Origin of the sequence: Phenylobacterium sp. 58.2.17, from assembly GCF_026411515.1 — a bacterium.
GTDB lineage: Bacteria > Pseudomonadota > Alphaproteobacteria > Caulobacterales > Caulobacteraceae > Phenylobacterium.
Genome location: NZ_JAPMTQ010000038.1, coordinates 1 through 15,754, shown reverse-complemented (window position 1 = coordinate 15,754; position 15,754 = coordinate 1). Strand labels below are relative to the sequence as shown.

Genomic DNA, 15,754 nt, shown 5'->3' with positions numbered 1-15,754 from the left:
TCCGCGCCGACAATTTGTGAGCCGATGCTCACGACACCGACCTCGACCAAGGACAAGCTGGTGCGCGCGGCCCTGGAAATCGGCGCGCAGGACGGGCTGGAAGCGGCCACCACCGCGGCCATCGCCGCGCGCGCCGGCGTGGCCGAAGGCACGCTCTACCGCCATTTCCCGTCCAAGGACGACCTGCTGATCGAGGTCTATCGCGGCATCAAGCGGCGCATCTTCGAAGCCATCATCGACGGCGAGGACACCGACGAAGCCCCCGACGCCCGCCTCAAGCGGGTCTGGCGCAAGCTCTACGAGGCCTATCGCGCCGACAGCCAGGCCTTCATGTTCGGCCAGCGCTTCGCCGAGTCCGCCCTTTCCAAGCGCGAGGGCGGCGCGGCCCACGAACAGATCGCCACCGCCGTCGGCCGGCTGCGCCGGGACGGGATCGAGCGTGGCCTGTTCAAGAACCTGCCCAGCGACCTGCTGGCCAGCCTGTTCTTCGCCCCGGTCGGATACATGCTGAAGTCCGAGCTCAACGGCCGCACCTGGACCGACGCCGAACTCGACGCCGCGGCCGAGGCGGTGCTGGATTCCATCCGGGCCTAGGATCCGGCGCCGGGCGGCATCTTCACCCAAAGCGGCATGCTGAAGTCGAGGAAGATTGACTCCCCTTCCAGCCGGTTCTTGGCCTCGAACTCTTTCATCGCGTGCAGCCGCAAGGTCGCTGGCGCCTTGCCGAACAACAGGAAATTGTAGGCCCCGGTCACGCCGAGGCCCGCCACCCGGCCCTTGAAGTCGCCGAGCCTGGCGCCGGCGCCGGAGTCGCCGCTGACCTGTTCGAAGTAATAGCCCTGCACGCCGGCCGACCAGGTCTTGTTGAACTTCTTCTCGACCGCGGCTTCGGCATGGAATTCGGTGCCGGTCTCATAGCTGGTGTAGTCGTTCTCGCCGTTGAACGTGAAGCCGGCCTTGCCCGAGACGTCCCAACCGGCCTCCTCGTCCAGGTAGGTCCCGGCCAACGACACGTCGGCCGCCCAGCGGTGGAACGCCAGGTTGGCCAGTTTGTCCTTCCGGTACTGGCCTATCGGGATGTTGATCAGCGTGCTGGCGGCGATGTGGGTCTTGCCGCTCTTCCAGCCCCAGATCGCCGTCACCAGGGGATCGCCCATCACGAAGGCGGAGTCGCTCTTGCTGCGCTCGATCTGCCGCCCGCCCGGGCCGGTCAGAGTGGCCGAAACCTCGACGTCAGGCCCGCCGATCGGCAGCACCAGCCCGACCGCCAGGGTCCCACCGCCCAGATCGGTCGTCGGCACCCACAAGGCAGTGGCGAAATTCGCATTGACCGTCGCGTCCAGTCCCGCGACCACATTTCCGCCGATGACGAACTCCCGATCTACACCGGCCTCGCCGCTGTAGTAGTATTGGGTGTCGACGAGGAACACGCCCTCGATCGGCGGCACGATCGCCGCCCCTGCGCCGCCTGAGCCCAGCAGATAGACGCTCGCCCCGCTCTCGGAGGCCTCGGCTTGTCCGGCCAGCAGCAGCATCGCCGCCGCCACGCCGGTCCCCAGCAGCCTCGCGCTCGTCCGGTTGGCGTGTTTCATCGCGATCCTCCCCGCCGCTGGCGCCGATCTCTCACGGATCGTGGCGACAGCGCCCGACGGCGCCCATGAGGTGAAACCCGCGGTGCTCCTCGGCAGAGCAATGACATGGCCGCAACAGCAGGCCCGTTCAGAGCGCCTTTTCCATGACGATGAACTCCAGGTCGTCCCGCGCCGGCTGGCCGAAGCGCAGGTCGGCATAGGGGAACGGCCGGGTCTCGCCGGTGCGCGCATAGCCGCGCCGCTCGTACCAGGCGATCAGGGTGTCGCGGATCTGGATCACGGTCATCCGCACCCGCTGCGCGCCCTGCCCGCGCGCATGGTCCTCGGCCGCGGCCAGCATGGTCCGGCCCAGCTGGCGATCCTGCAGGTCCGGCCGCACCGTCAGCATCCCCAGGTACCAGACCCCGCGCTCAGCCGGCTCCAGCCAGACGCAGCCCAGCAGCGGTGCGCCGGCCGTCTCGCGCAGGGTCATGACCACCGCCTGCGGATTGGCCGCCAGATCCTTGGCCAGGGTCTGCGCGTCCGTGCGCTGGCCGCCCAGATAGTCGGCCTCGGTGGTCCAGCCCAGGCGCGAGCTCTCGCCCCGATAGGCGGAGTTCACCAGCGCGGCGATGGCGGGCAGTTCGGACGGATCGGCGGGGAGAAAATGCATGGCCTTCGGTAATCCATAAGCTGCGCCTTCCCGCCAGCCGAAAAATCCAGCCGCTTCGGACGCCGCCGACCCTTGACGCTTTCGGCGTCAGCGCCTAATTGTCCACATGTGAGTGAGCGCTCACATCCCCACACATCTAGCGGAGTTCCCCATGATCCGTCGCCAAATCGGCCGCACCGGCCGGGACGTGAACGCTATCGGCCTGGGCTGCATGGGCATGTCGATCGCCTATGGCGAGCCGATGAACGAAGCCGACGCCGTCAAGCTGCTGCACGAGGCGCTGGACCTCGGCGTCGACCACTTCGACACCGCCGAGCTCTACGGCTTCGGCGCCAATGAGAGCCTGCTGGGCGCGGCCTTCCACGATCGCCGCGACAAGGCGTTCATCGCCACCAAGTTCGGTCCCGTGGCCGACCTCGCCACCCGCACGATCACCGGCGTCGACGGCTCGGAAGCCAACATGCGCCGCGCCATCGAACAGTCCCTGCGCTTTCTGAAGACCGACCACGTCGACCTCTACTACCTGCACCGGCGCGACCAGACCCGGCCGATCGAGGAGACCGTCGAGGCCATGGCCAAGCTGGTCAAGGAGGGCAAGATCAAGGCCATCGGCCTCTCGGAAGTCAGCGCCGAGACCCTGCGCCGGGCCCAAGCTGTGCACCCGATCGCCGCCGTGCAGTCGGAATATTCGATCTTCACCCGCGACATCGAGCAGGACGTGCTGCCGCTCTGCCAGGAGACCGGCGTGACCCTGGTCGCCTACTCCCCGCTCGGCCGCGGCATGCTGACCGGCGCCTTCTCCCGCGACCATCGCCCGACCGGGACCGACTACCGTGCGGTCCAGTCGCCGCGCTTCCAGGGCGAGGCCTTCGAGGCCAACCTGGCCCTGGTCGAGGAGATCGAGAAGATCGCGGGCGCGCGCGGCGCGGCCGCCTCGCAGGTGGCCCTGGCCTGGGTGCTGGCCGCCAATCCCAACGTGGTGGTCATTCCCGGCACCACCCGACTGGCCAACCTGAAGTCCAACCTAGGCGCCGCCGACATCGCCCTGACCGCAGCCGAAACCGCCAGCCTCGACGCCTTGGCCGGCAAGGTCGCCGGGACCCGTTACGACGCCCGCGGCATGACCATGGTCAACGCCTGACCGGGGCTCGCCTCCGCCCTGGTCGGGCGGAGGCGACGTCCTCAGACCGCTTCCGGCTCGAGACCGGGCGGGGTCGGCGCCAGCGGCGGGTGCTTGTCGATCTTCGGCAGGAACGCCGCGAGCAGGCCGATGGCCGGCAGGAAGGCGCACAGCCGGTAGACCGTCTCGATCCCGGTCCGGTCGGCCAGCACGCCGAGGATCGCCGCGCCGAGGCCCCCCATCCCGAACGAGAAGCCGAACAGCAGCCCCGACATCATCCCGACCTTGCCGGGCGCCAGCTCCTGGGCGAACACCACGATCGCCGGGAAGGCCGAGGCCAGGATCAGGCCGATGATCACCACCAGCGGCCCGGTCCAGAAGGCGCCCGCGAACGGCAGCAGCAGACTGAACGGCAGTACCCCCAGGATCGAGAACCAGATCACGTACTTGCGCCCGAACCGGTCGCCCAGCGGCCCGCCGGCCACCGTTCCGGCCGCCACTGCGCCCAGGAAGAGGAACAGGTGCAGCTGCGCGCCCTGCACCGAGGCCCCGAACTTCTCCATCATGTAGAAGGTCAGGTAGTTGGTCAGGCTGGCCAGGTAGACGTACTTCGAGAAGATCAGCGCCAGCAGGATGGAGATCCCGGTCACCACCTGGCGGCTCGGCGGCGCAACCGGCTGCGGGCCCTTCGCCGCCGCGCTCAGCCGAGCCAGGCCATGGGTGCGGTACCACTGGGCCACGTTCCACAGGATCGCCCCGGCCAGCAGCGCCAGCAGCGCGAAGAACATCAGGCTCGACTGCCCCCAGCGAACCACCACCACCGCCGCAGCCAGCGGGCCCAGCGCCGATCCGGCGTTTCCGCCGACCTGGAACAGCGACTGCGCCAGGCCATGGCGCCCGCCCGCCGCCATCCGCGCCACACGGCTGCTTTCCGGATGGAACACCGAGGACCCCATGCCCAGCAGGCAAGCCCCGACCACCACCAGGCCGTAGCTGTGCGCCACCGACAGCACCGCCAGCCCGGCCAGCGAGAACAGCGTCCCGAACGGCAGCGCCATCGGCGTCGGCCGCTTGTCGGCGTAGAGCCCGATCATCGGCTGCAGGATCGAGGCGGTCACCTGATAGGCCAGGGTTACGATCCCGATCTGCCCGAAGGTCAGCCCCAGCTCGGCCTTCAGGTTCGGATAGATGGCCGGAAGCAGCGCCTGCATCATGTCGTTGAGCAGGTGGCAGAAGCTGATCGCCAGGATCACCCCGAAGGCCGTCCCGCCCGCCGCCTGCGCCTGCTTGTTCGCCGTGATCGTCTGTCCGCCCATCTGAGCTGCTCCATAGCTGAGCGGCCCGGATAGGCGCTTCGCCGCGCGCCCGCATTCCTGTATGGGTCTTTTAATTTCGCGAGTGGGACACATGATCGACTGGATCAATCCGGACGACGTCGAAGACACGCCGCGCCCGGTCGTGGCCATCGCCAACGACTACCCGCCGCATCACGAGCTCGAATGGCACCGCCACCGCCGCGGCCAACTGCTCTACGCCGCCAGGGGCGTGGTCGTCGTCTCCACGCCCAACGGCGCCTGGGTCGCCCCGCCCGAACGGGCGGTCTGGACCCCGCCCGGCGTCGAGCACGCGGTGAAGATGGTCGGATCGGTCAGCACCCGCGGCATCCTGATCGAACCGGGCGGCTGTCCCGGCTTCGGCGAGGCCAGCCGCGTCATCGAGGTCTCGCCGTTGCTGCGCCACCTGCTGCTGGCCGCCTGCGAACTGCCGCGCGAGTACGACCGCGAGGGCCGCGACGGCCTGGTCATCGAGCTGCTGCTGGTCGAGCTCTCCCGCGCCCCGATCGTCCCGTTGGCCGCGCCGTTCCCGCAGAGCCCCGGGCTGGCCGCCAAGTGCCGCGCCTTCCTCGAGGCTCCCAGCCCGCACGACACCATCGACCGCTGGGCCGACGACCTCGGCATGGGCCGCCGCGCCTTCACCCGCGCCTTCCGCCGCGAAACCGGCATGAGCTTCGCCGAATGGCGCCAGCAGGCCTGCGTGCTGGTCGCCCTGCCCCGCTTGGCCGCCGGCGACCAGGTCACCGCCATCGCCCTCGACCTCGGCTACGAAAGCCCGGCCGCCTTCGCGACTATGTTCAAGCGTCTGCTCGGCGTCGCGCCGAGCAGATACCAGGGGTAGGATGACACGCTTGCCTGCGCCTCGACCTCCCGCTCACCCCGGGCCATCGGCGCCGTAAAAGGCCGTTCAGCTTGGATCCCGGCTTTCGGCGGGACCAGCGCGGTTGACCTAAACTCGCGCCTCGATCCAGCCCACGATATCCCCCAGCACCTCCTCCTTGCCGACGTCGGCCAGCAGGTCGTGATAGTGGCCCTCATAGAGCTTCAGCGTCTTATCCTTCGATCCGGCGTGGTCGTAGAAGAACTGGCTGCCCTTCGGCAGCGTCGCCTTGTCCTCGGTGCCATGGATGATCAGCACCGGCAGGGTGATGGTCGGGATCTCCTTGGTCAGCCGTTCGTCGGCGCGCTGCAGCGCCGCCACCGTGATGCTCGGCTGGGTCTCGTCGTGGATCAGCGGATCCTCGTTCATCGCCTTCACCGCCGCCGGATCGCGCGAGAAGTCGGCGTTCTTCAGCTTCAGCACCCCGATGTCGGGGGCCAGGTGGCTGACCCCCTTGATCACCTGCAGGGCGATGTCGGGGGCCGGCACCCGAAACGCGAAGCTCTCGCAGATCAGCCCGGCGATGTCGGCCTGGTGGTCCAGGGCGTAGGTGCTGGCGATCACTCCGCCGGCGCTGTGGCCCAGCACATAGACCGGCAGGCCCGGGTCGCGCGCCTTGGCGATGCCCACCACCTGCACTAGGTCGCCGACATACTCGTCGACGTGCTCGACGTGGAACCGCTCGCCCTCCGACAGCCCCCGGCCGCGATAGTCGTGGGCGTAGACCGCAAAGCCCTTGGCGGCCAATTGCTCGGCGACCCACAGGTACTGACCGCTGTGCGAGTTGAACCCGTGGCTGATCACCACGATCGCCTTGGGCGCGCCCGCCGGCCGCCATGAGCGCATGAAGATCTTGAGGCCGCCGGCCCCTTCGAAAGTCTCTTCGTTCGGAACCATGGCGCCCTCGCAGGTTGTTAGGCGTGCAACCTAACCCCCAACCATCGAACGCCGCTATCCGAAATCGGTGACAGTCGCCCTATGGCGCGAACGTGCCTGCATAGCGTTCACGCAGCAGGTTCTTCTGCACCTTGCCCATGGCGTTGCGCGGCAGTTCGTCGACGAAGAACACCTTCTTGGGCGTCTTGAAGGCCGCCAGCCGCTCGCGCAGCGCGCCGATCATCGCCGCCTCGTCGCCGGCCCCGATCACCACCGCCGCCACCGCCTCGCCGAAATCCGGGTGCGGCAGGCCGATCACCGCGCTCTCGGTCACGCCCTCCATCTCGTCGAGGATCAGCTCGATCTCCTTGGGATAGACGTTGAAGCCGCCGGAGATGATCAGGTCCTTGGCCCGGCCGCTGATCCACACCCGGCCGTCCGGGTCTTGGCGTCCGACGTCGCCGGTCTTGAAGAAGCCGTCGGCGGTGAATTCCTCGGCGGTCTTCTCGGGCATCCGCCAGTAGCCGCCGAACACGCTCGGTCCCCGGATCTCGATGACGCCGGTCGCCTCGCCCCCGCCGATCCGCAGCTCCACGCCCGGCAGCGGATAGCCGACGCTGCCGGCGATCCGCGCGCCGCCCAGCGGATTGGAGGTGATGATCACCGCCTCGCTCATCCCGTACCGCTCCAGGATGCGCTGCCCCGTCCGGGCCTCGAACTCGGCGAAGGTCGATTCCAGCAGCGGCGCCGAGCCGCTGATGAAAACTCGCATGTGCGCAGAGGCCTCGCGGGTGAAGGCCGGATTGGCCAGCAGCCGGGTGTAGAAGGTCGGCACCCCCATCATCACGGTCGACTTCGGCAGGCCGGCCAGCACCTGCGCATCGTCGTACTTGGCCAGCCACACCATCGGCGCGCCCGACAGGAACGCGCAGTGCAGCGCCACGAACAGCCCATGCACATGGAAGATCGGCAGCGCGTGCAGCAACACGTCGTTCTCGCTGAACCCCCAGGCCGCATGCAGCGCCAGCGCGTTGGCCGCCAGGGCGCCGTGGCTCAGCATCGCGCCCTTCGAGCGCCCCGTCGTGCCGGAGGTGTAGATGATCGCGGCGAGGTCGTCTTCGCTCCGGGCCAACGTCTCCAGCAACGGCTCGCGGCTGCGCGCGTCGGCGACCAGCTCCACCGCGTCCTCGACGAACAGCACCGGCTGGGCGTCGTCGATGAAGTAGTCGATTTCGCTCTCGGTATAGGCGGTGTTGAGCGGCAGGAAGATCGCTCCGATCTTCAGGGTCGCCAGATAGACGACCACCGCCTCGACGCTCTTTTCAGACTGCAGCGCCACCCGGTCGCCGGGCTCGACCTCGTACTCGACCAGCAGCGCCGCCGTCCGCGCCACGTCGTCCTCCAGCGCCCCATACGACACCTCCCGCCCGTCCGGCAGGATGAACGCCGGCCTGGAGCGATCGGCGGGAAAGCGGGAAGCGAGCAGCGCGTAGAGGTTCATGGCGCCTTGCGTAGCGGGTCGCCCACCCCAGTGTCATCCCGGTTTCGGCGCCAGCCGAAGACCGGGATCCATCAACACTCAAAATCGCAAGGCCTCGCTCCGACCCGACTTGCTTCGCGAGCCGGGATGACACGATGAGAAGACGCTTCCCTAAACCGGCAGCGCGGTCGTGAACTTGATCTGCTCCATGGCGAAGGCCGAACTCACGTCGTTCAGCGGCGCCGTCGCGATCAGGCGCTTGTAGAACCGGTCATAGGCGGCGATGTCCGACACCACGACCTTCAGCAGATAGTCGGTCTCCCCGGCCAGCCGGTAGATCTCCACCACCTCGGCCAGGGCCGAGGCGCCCTTGGCGAACTGGGCCAGCCAGTCCTCGTCGTGGCGGCTGGTCTTCAGCGAGACGAACACCACCAGCCCCAGGTCCAGCTTCTCGCGGTTCAGCAGCGCGACCTTGCGGTCGATCACCCCCTCGTCGGTCAGCCGCTTGACCCGCTTCCAGCACGGCGTCTGCGACAGCCCCACCCGCTCGGCCAGCTCGGCCACCGGGATCGTGGCGTCCGCCTGCAACTCACGCAGGATTCGCCGATCCGTCGGGTCCAGGAGAACGCCACCCATAATATTCACCCAAGCAGAGGAACCATATTCTCCACATTGAACGATCCACGACAAAATCGACAACGCCTTTCTCGCCGCCCGCCCGCATCCTTGGGCTCGATAGCGTGGGAGAGTTTTGATGTTGGACGCCTTCAACCGGCACCCGAGTTCCGTCGGCGAGAGCTATGGCCAGCATCTGGCCCAGGCCTCCGGCTTCGGCATGACCATGATCACCGCCGGGGCCGCCTGTCTGGTGCACGCCGTCTTCCCGTTCTGGTTCGAGAAGACCGCCAGCCTCTGCGTGCAGCGCCTGCACGCCCGGATGTCCGCCCGCGGTCGTCCCGACGCCGCCGCCCACAAGGCCCTCCAGGCGTGAGCCTGATCCCGCTCACGGCGGGAGAGACGCGCCATCCGCTGGTCGGCGGCCTGGCGCTCGGCCTGATCGCGCTCGCCGCCCTGATGCTCGGCCGCGCCAGCGGCTTTCCGGCCCCGATCATCGCCGCCGTCGCCGGCATGGGCCTGGGCCTCGCCGGCTGGTCGGTCGCGCTCGGTCCGGCGCTCTGCTGGTGGGCCAAGCCGGGCCTCAAGACCGGCGTCGCCCTGCTCGGCGCCCAGATCGCCTTCGCCGAACTCGCCGCGCTCGGCCTGCCCGTCGCGCTGGCCAGCGGCGGCGTGGTCATGGCCAGCCTCGGGGCCGGGACCGGCATCGGCCTGCTCGCGGGCCTGCCGCTGGTCGAGGCGCTGATCGCCGCCAGCGCCGTCTCGATCTGCGGCGCCTCGGCCGCGATGGCCGCCGCCAGCGCTCTGCCCGACAGCGACGCCAGCCGCCGCACCACCGCCCTGGTGGTGGTCGGCGTCAACCTGCTCTCGACCCTCGCCATGGTGGCCTATCCGCTGATCGCCCGGCATTTCGGGTTCAGCGAGCGCCAGACCGGCGTCTTCCTCGGCCTCTCGATCCACGACGTCGCCCAGGTGGTCGCCGCCGGCCAGTCGGTCTCGCCGGGCGTCGAGGCCTCGGCCGCCCTCTCCAAGCTCTCGCGCATCCTCTGGCTCGGCCCGGTGATCGTCGCCGTTGGCCTGTCGATGGGCATGCAGGCGCGCGCCCGCCGCTTCCCGCTGCCGCCGCTGTTCGTCTGGGCCTTCGCCGCCCTGATGGCCACGCGCAGCTTCGGCCTGATCCCCGCCGTCCTGCTGCCGGCCCTGGCGCTCGCCTCGCAACTGCTGCTGCTCGGCGGCGTCGCGGCGATCAGCGCCCAGGTCGCCCCGCGCGACCTGCTGCGCATCGAACCGAAGCTCGCCTGGACCCTGGTCGCCGCCAGCGGCGTCATCGCCCTGTTGGCGGCGGCGACGAGTCTGACGTTGGTCTAGTGAAACGCGCTCATCCCCGCGGAGGCGGGGACCCAAGCTGCGTTGAGATCTCGGTGGTGAGTCCGCATGGATCCCCGCCTCCGCGGGGATGAGCGGATTCAGATCGCCGCCTCCAGCGCCGCATGCGCTTCCCGCGCGTGGGCCCACAGCTCCGGCTTCACCAGGTCGCCCGGCGCGATCTGCTCGGGCCAATGCGAGACCACCACCTTGGCCAGGCTGGTCCAGCGCGCCTCGTCGAGGATGAAGCGCGGGTCGATCCCGGCCAGTCCCGGCCCGTCGACCGGGACTCGCAGGCGCAGGCAGGCAGGCCCGCCGCCGTTGCGCATGCTCTCGCGCACGTCGACCACCACCGCCCGCTCGATGGGGTTGTCACCGGCCAGCACCGCCTCGACCGCCGACCAGGCCGCCGCGTTCTCCTGCGCGTCCGACGGCAGGATCAGCGCCATGCCGCCGCCGGCCAGGCTGACCAGCTGCGAATTGAACAGATAGGACGACACCGCGTCCTCCAGGCTGACCCCGAAGGTCTCGACCACGTGCAGGTTCGGCAGCCGCGCGCGCAGTTCGCGGTACAGCCGCGCCGGATCGGCGAAGGCCTGCGGATGGGCCAGCAGCACGTTCTGGTTGGCGACCGCCACCACGTCGTTGTGGAACGCCCCGGCCTGCACCGCGGCCTCGTTCTGCAGCGCGTAGAAGGTCCGCTCGCCGGAAAGGCCCGCCAGCCGCGCGACCGCCTGGCTGGCGCGCAGGCTCTGGCGCTCGGGGAACGCTCCGCCCCGGCTCGCCTCGCCATGCACGAAGACGTTGAGGCCCGGCGCGCCATGACTGGCCGCCAGCCGCATGTGGTTGGCCGCCCCCTCGTCGCCGAAGTGCCGCGCGCTGGCCAGCGGACCATGCACCACGAACCGGTCCTCGCTCGCGAACACCCGCTTCAGCAGCGCGAAGGTCTCTTCCGCCTCGAAGCTCCGATGCAGCATCCCGGCCAGGTTGGCGGTGACCAGATGCACCCGCCCGTCGCCGGTCTCGGGCGCGGCCAGCACGGTGGCCGCATTGGCCCGCCACATGCTGGAAGCCGAGCACGCGGCCCGCAGCAGCGCCAGGTCCTGCTCCGCCGCCGCCGCCAGCACCTCGTCGTCGCCGCCCGCGAACCCGAAACCGCGCAGCGTGTCCGCCGCCGGCCGCAGCGGCGGCGGCAGGAAGCCCTGCGTCAGGCCCAGCTCCATCGCCATCCGCATCTTGGCCAGCCCCTGCAGGGCCGCCGCGCGCGGATAGGAGACCTCTCCAAAGTTTGTCTGGCTGGCGACATTGCCAACCGACAGGCCCGCATAGTTGTGGGTCGGCCCCGGCAGGCCGTCGAAATTGACCTCGATCACGGGGCCAACCCCGCGCCGATGCGGAACTCGGGGCTCGCCGCCTCCATGCTCGCCACCGGATAGGCGCAGTAGTCGGCCGCGTAATAGGCGCTGGGCCGATGGTTGCCCGACAGCCCCGGCCCGCCAAACGGCGCGGTGGCCGCCGCCCCCGTGGTCGGCCGGTTCCAGTTGACGATCCCGGCCCGCGCCCGGCTCCAGAAGTCGCGATAGCGCGCCGCATCGTCGCTCAGCAGCCCGGCCGCCAGGCCAAAGCGGGTGGCGTTGGCGGCGCCGATCGCCGCGTCCCAGTCCTTGGCGCGGATCAACTGCAGCAGCGGCCCGAAGTTCTCGGCGTCCGGAACGGCCACCCCAGTCACGTCGATCAGCCCCGGCGTCAGGAACGGCTTGCCGGCTTCGAGCCGGCGCATCTGGCGGATCGCGCTCCCGCCCAGCCGCGCCTGCGCGTCCAGCAGCCCCTGCGCGCTCGCCAGGTCGATCACCGGCCCCATGAACGGCGCCGGCTCGTCGAACGGCGCGCCGACCACGATGCGGTCGATCAGGGCGGCCAACGCCGCGACGACGCGCTCGCCGGCCGCGCCCTGCGGCACGATCAGGCGCCGCGCGCACGAACAGCGCTGCCCGGCCGATACATAGGCCGACTGCACGATCAGGTGCGCGGCGCTCTCGACATCGGCCACGTCCCAGACCACCAGCGGATTGTTGCCGCCCAGCTCCAGGGCGACGATCTTCTGCGGCTGGTCGGCCAGCGCCAGGTGGATCGCCCGCCCGGCCGCGACGCCGCCGGTGAACAGCACCCCGTCGACGCCAGCGTGAACGACCAGCGCCTTGGCGATCTCCGCCCCACCGACCACCACCTGCATCACCTCGTCCGGCACGCCGGCCTCGCGCCACAGCTGGGCCAGCAACAGACCGCTCGCCGGGGTCTTCTCGCTCGGCTTGAACACCACCGCATTGCCGGCGATCAGCGCCGGGGCGATGTGGCCGTTGGGCAGGTGCATGGGAAAGTTGAACGGCCCGATCACCGCCAGCACGCCATGCGGCCGGTGCGCCAGCCGCGCCTGCCCGCCGGGAACATCGCTGCTCCGCTCGCCGGCCCGCTCGGCCTGCGCCTTGATCGAGACTTCGACCTTGCCGGCGACGGTGTCGGCCTCGGTCAGGGTCTCCCAGTACGGCTTGCCGGTCTCGCGGCTCAGCAGGGTGGCGATCTCCTCGCGCCGCGCCTTGGCCAGCGCCGCGAAGGCCCGCGCCACCGCATGACGCTCCTCCTGCGGCCGGCTCGACCAGGCCGCGAACCCGGCCCGCGCCCGCGCCAGCACGCCATCCAGCGCGCCCGGCTCGGCCGCCGGGCCGCGCCAGACGACTTCGCCGGTGCAGGGATCGGTGGAGACGATCTCAGAATTCGACATGACGGATGAGGTCTCCTGCTTGCACATTCAGAACGGCCGCCAGCTCGGGACTGATCCGCAGCCCCGCCTCTCCGGCCAGCACCCGCCCGCGCGAGGCCCGGAAGCCCTCGACCGCGCCGGCGCAGGCCAGCACCTCGACGCCGTCGCCGCAGGGGCCGATCTCGTCAACCGTCCCCACCCGGCTGTCGCGCACCGCTTTCAGGCTGTCGATGTCGGCGACCATGGTCGGGCCGGCGTCGAAGATGTCGATGCAGCCTTCGAACCGGAAACCCTCCTCGGTCAGCAGCGCGTGCGCCCGCGCCCCATCCGGGTGGAACTGGCCCACCGACAGCGCCGCGTCGGTCGGCAGCAGGTTCAGGTAGATCGGGTACTTCGGCCCCAGGTCGGCGATCACCTGCTTGCCGGCGCCGACGCTGATCCGGTCGGCCTCCTTGAACTCCAGGCCGTAGAACTTGCGGCCCACCGCTTCCCAGAACGGCGAGCGGCCGTCCGCGTCCTGGTAGCCGCGCAGCTCAGAGACCACCCGGTCGCCGAACCAGTCGCGATGCTCGGCCATGAACAGGTAGCGCGAGCGCGCCATCAGCCGCCCGCCGGCCATCCCGCGCAGGCCGGGCCGCACGAACAGCCCGCCGACCTCGGCCGACCCGTCATAGTCGTTCACCGGGGTCAGGATGGTGTTCTCCACCACCTTGCCCAGCGCCTGCGAGGTCTGCCGCAGACGGCCGATGCGATAGGAGTAGAACGGCCAGTCGCCGCCCACGCTCGGGAAAATACAGCCCGTGCCCACCACCTCGCCGCCTGCGTCCCCTACTGCTTCCATGACCAGCAGGATCTGGCTGCCGGCCTTGCGGTTTCCGGCCAGCGCGTCGGCGCTGGCGTTGAGCAGGCCCAGCAGGCGCTCGCGGCAGGGCGGCAGATTGGTCATGCCGAGCCCGGCGCTCAGCGCCAGGGCATGCAGGGATTCAAGGTCGGTCAGGGCGGCCGGGCGGATAACGACGCCGGTGTTGATCATGGCATCCTCCGCAGAAATCATCGAAGCCTTAGAGGCTTATTGTGCTAGGGATTCTTCAAAATGGGCGGCGGAAGACCAGGTCTTGCCCCGCAGATGCTGCGGGGGAAACAGGCCTTGGACGGATATCCTTCGCTCGACCGGATCGACCTCAAGATCCTGGCCAATCTCCAGGCCGATGGCCGCATCACCAACCAGGCCCTGGCCGACAAGGTCGCGCTCTCGCCCAGCGCCTGCCTGGCCCGCGTGCGGCGGCTGGAGGCCGAGCGCCTGATCCTCGGCTACCACGCCCGCCTGGATATCGAGCGCATCCGCCCGACGGTCACCATCTATGGCGAGGTCACCCTCAAGAGCCACCGCCCCGCCGACCTGCTGCACTTCGAGGCCGTGCTCTCCGAGATCCCCGAGGTGGTCGAGGCCGCCCAGGTCTCCGGCCCGTTCGACTACCTGATCAAGGTCGTCTGCCCCGACGTCCGCGCCTGGGGCGAACTGGCCGACCGCCTGCTGCAGGAAGGCCTCGGCGTCGACAAGATCGCCTCCCACATCCTGATGAAGGACGCCAAGCCCTTCACCGGCGCCCCGGTGAGCGCGGCCAAGCGGTAGACGCCGCCAAACGGTTCGAGTTGACGTCGCCCTCCCGGCCGCGCTTGATCACAAGCGGCAGAACAACCGAGGGGTGCACAGTGCGGCCTGTACTGCGCTTCGCAATCGCCATCTTGATGTCGATAGGCCTCGTCGAGCGTGCATGGTCCTGCAGCGCCAAATACGAGGACACCCTTATCCCCCTCGACTCCTCTTGGCGCGCCAAGTTCGGGAAGGAGTTCGATCTCGCAACGGGCGTCTACCTCGTAACAGTCAGCTCTTCAGGCCCGCTCGCAGAGCCGGCGCGGGCCAGTTGCGACGGCCCCGCACATTCACCCCCGCCTCCTCCGCCGCACCCCAGCATCATCGAGCGGGAAGCCTATGCCGCCGCGACGCGGGTGGCCGAGCAGGCGAAAACCGCGTGTCAGGCAGAGAAGGCCGACATCCACGTCATTGAGACGATCAAGGGCCCGCCTCTCGATGGATGGCTCGAGACCAAGGGGCTGATCGAAGTCGCTCATGGCCCGCCCAATGAACCCGTCTCCTGGTACGACGAGACACCCGCATACGGCGCAAGGGTCACCAGCTTTGTCCAATGGCGCTGCGAACATTCTGCGTGGGTGAGAAGAATGAGTGTCGGGACGCCATACCTCGTGTTCACGCGCATCGTAGTACTGGAAGAACCTGCGTACATGACCTACGCCTTCTTGGCTGCGCCGGGCACGCCGTTCTTGTCCGAGGCCCGCCGGCTGCAATCCAGCCTGAAGTGACGCCGCGCGATTTCAACATCCATCGCCCCACAAGGGCTGCCCCCCTATAGTCTTCCGCCCATGCGCCTCGACACCCACGACCTGCCGCTTTCGACCCCCTCCGCCGAGGCCGCCGAGCACTATCGCCAGGGCGTGCGCCTGATCCTCGCCGCCTGGCCCGGCGCGGAGGCCGCGTTCGATGCGGCGATCGCCGCCGATCCGGACTTCGCCCTGGCCCGCGCCGGCCGCGCCCGCGCCTATGCCCTGAGCGCCCAGCCGCAACAGATGCGCGAGCAGGTCGCCGCCGCCCGCGCGCTGGTCGCCCTGTCGGGAACCGAGCGGGAAAAGAGCCACGTCGAGGTCCTGGAGTTCGCCTTCACCGGCCGCTCGGCCGAGGCGCTGAGCGCCGCCCTCGCCCACGCCGACCGCTGGCCGCGCGACGTGCTGGTGCTGTCGATGCCGCTCGGCGCGTTCGGCCTGTTCGCGTTCTCAGGTATGGCCGACCACGACCAGGCCCGCGTCGATCTCTGCGCTCGCCACGCCGCGAATTTCGCCGACGACGACTGGTGGTTCCTGACCAGCCATGGCTGGGCCCTGGCCGAGAACGGCGAGGTCGCCCGCGGCCGCGAGATGATCGAGCGGGCACTGGGGGGGGGGGGGGGCCCCGCCCCCCCCCCCCCCCCCCCCCCCCCCCCCCCCCCCCCCCCCCCCCCCCCCCCCC

17 protein-coding genes are annotated in these 15,754 nt (G+C 69.7%); 8 read left to right on the top strand and 9 right to left on the bottom strand.

Features of this window, described 5'->3' with window-relative positions:
• The first annotated feature begins 24 nt into the window (after positions 1-24).
• Entirely contained in the window at positions 25-594 is a 570-nt protein-coding gene (locus tag OUA97_RS18400; protein ID WP_267233490.1) for a TetR/AcrR family transcriptional regulator, read from the top strand.
• Here the strand turns inward: OUA97_RS18400 and OUA97_RS18395 are convergent.
• The gene (locus OUA97_RS18395; protein ID WP_267233489.1) at positions 591-1,592 is read right to left on the bottom strand and encodes a SphA family protein; all 1,002 of its coding nucleotides are present in this window, start codon (positions 1,590-1,592) and stop codon (positions 591-593) included. The two genes, OUA97_RS18400 and OUA97_RS18395, sit on opposite strands and share 4 nt — an antisense overlap.
• Positions 1,593-1,719: 127 nt before the next feature.
• The gene (locus OUA97_RS18390; protein ID WP_267233488.1) at positions 1,720-2,244 is read right to left on the bottom strand and encodes a GNAT family N-acetyltransferase; all 525 of its coding nucleotides are present in this window, start codon (positions 2,242-2,244) and stop codon (positions 1,720-1,722) included.
• A 151-nt stretch (positions 2,245-2,395) separates the two neighbouring features.
• Between OUA97_RS18390 and OUA97_RS18385 the strand changes: the two genes are divergently transcribed.
• A complete protein-coding gene (locus OUA97_RS18385) occupies positions 2,396-3,385 on the top strand; it encodes an aldo/keto reductase (protein ID WP_267233487.1) in 990 nt (329 codons plus the stop codon).
• 41 nt (positions 3,386-3,426) lie between these two features.
• Here OUA97_RS18385 and OUA97_RS18380 read toward each other — a convergent pair whose 3' ends face one another.
• Positions 3,427-4,680 (bottom strand): MFS transporter, encoded by a 1,254-nt coding sequence (locus OUA97_RS18380; RefSeq protein ID WP_323690971.1) that lies wholly within the window; start codon positions 4,678-4,680, stop codon positions 3,427-3,429.
• A 91-nt stretch (positions 4,681-4,771) separates the two neighbouring features.
• On the opposite strand from OUA97_RS18380, the gene OUA97_RS18375 reads away from it, so the two are divergent.
• Positions 4,772-5,539: an AraC family transcriptional regulator gene (locus OUA97_RS18375; RefSeq protein WP_267233486.1), complete on the top strand. Its 768-nt coding sequence runs from the start codon at positions 4,772-4,774 to the stop codon at positions 5,537-5,539.
• Positions 5,540-5,647: 108 nt separating this feature from the next.
• Here OUA97_RS18375 and OUA97_RS18370 read toward each other — a convergent pair whose 3' ends face one another.
• The 3 genes from OUA97_RS18370 to OUA97_RS18360 form a co-directional block, all read right to left on the bottom strand.
• Positions 5,648-6,475: an alpha/beta hydrolase gene (locus tag OUA97_RS18370; protein ID WP_267233485.1), complete on the bottom strand. Its 828-nt coding sequence runs from the start codon at positions 6,473-6,475 to the stop codon at positions 5,648-5,650.
• Positions 6,476-6,554: 79 nt separating this feature from the next.
• Positions 6,555-7,955: an AMP-binding protein gene (locus OUA97_RS18365; RefSeq protein WP_267233484.1), complete on the bottom strand. Its 1,401-nt coding sequence runs from the start codon at positions 7,953-7,955 to the stop codon at positions 6,555-6,557.
• Positions 7,956-8,105: 150 nt separating this feature from the next.
• Positions 8,106-8,570, bottom strand: coding sequence for an Lrp/AsnC family transcriptional regulator (locus OUA97_RS18360; RefSeq protein WP_267233483.1), 465 nt, complete (start codon positions 8,568-8,570; stop codon positions 8,106-8,108).
• 118 nt (positions 8,571-8,688) lie between these two features.
• Between OUA97_RS18360 and OUA97_RS18355 the strand changes: the two genes are divergently transcribed.
• A complete protein-coding gene (locus OUA97_RS18355; protein WP_267233482.1) occupies positions 8,689-8,925 on the top strand; it encodes a DUF6356 family protein in 237 nt (78 codons plus the stop codon).
• Positions 8,922-9,917, top strand: a complete 996-nt coding sequence (locus OUA97_RS18350) for a YeiH family protein (RefSeq protein WP_267233481.1) — start codon at positions 8,922-8,924, stop codon at positions 9,915-9,917. Before OUA97_RS18355 ends, OUA97_RS18350 begins: the two co-directional genes overlap by 4 nt.
• A 98-nt stretch (positions 9,918-10,015) precedes the next feature.
• On the opposite strand, the gene OUA97_RS18345 is transcribed toward OUA97_RS18350, so the two are convergent.
• From OUA97_RS18345 to OUA97_RS18335, 3 genes are read right to left on the bottom strand one after another with little or no spacing between them, the layout of a single operon-like run.
• Positions 10,016-11,287 carry an N-succinylarginine dihydrolase gene (locus tag OUA97_RS18345; protein WP_267233480.1) on the bottom strand — a complete coding sequence of 424 codons (1,272 nt, stop codon included), beginning with the start codon at positions 11,285-11,287 and terminating at the stop codon, positions 10,016-10,018.
• Positions 11,284-12,693 (bottom strand): succinylglutamate-semialdehyde dehydrogenase, encoded by a 1,410-nt coding sequence (gene astD / locus OUA97_RS18340; RefSeq protein ID WP_267233479.1) that lies wholly within the window; start codon positions 12,691-12,693, stop codon positions 11,284-11,286. The genes OUA97_RS18345 and astD overlap by 4 nt, the downstream gene beginning before the upstream one ends.
• On the bottom strand, positions 12,680-13,705 hold the full coding sequence (locus OUA97_RS18335) for an arginine N-succinyltransferase (protein WP_267233478.1): 1,026 nt from the start codon (positions 13,703-13,705) through the stop codon (positions 12,680-12,682). Before OUA97_RS18335 ends, astD begins: the two co-directional genes overlap by 14 nt.
• A gap of 114 nt (positions 13,706-13,819) precedes the next feature.
• Here OUA97_RS18335 and OUA97_RS18330 point away from each other — a divergent pair, with 114 nt between their 5' ends.
• The 3 genes from OUA97_RS18330 to OUA97_RS18320 all read left to right on the top strand — a co-directional run.
• On the top strand, positions 13,820-14,305 hold the full coding sequence (locus OUA97_RS18330) for an Lrp/AsnC family transcriptional regulator (RefSeq protein ID WP_267233477.1): 486 nt from the start codon (positions 13,820-13,822) through the stop codon (positions 14,303-14,305).
• 80 nt (positions 14,306-14,385) lie between these two features.
• The gene (locus OUA97_RS18325; RefSeq protein WP_267233476.1) at positions 14,386-15,054 is read left to right on the top strand and encodes a hypothetical protein; all 669 of its coding nucleotides are present in this window, start codon (positions 14,386-14,388) and stop codon (positions 15,052-15,054) included.
• A gap of 60 nt (positions 15,055-15,114) precedes the next feature.
• On the top strand, positions 15,115-15,754 hold a 640-nt coding region (locus tag OUA97_RS18320), incomplete at its 3' end, for a hypothetical protein (RefSeq protein WP_267233475.1).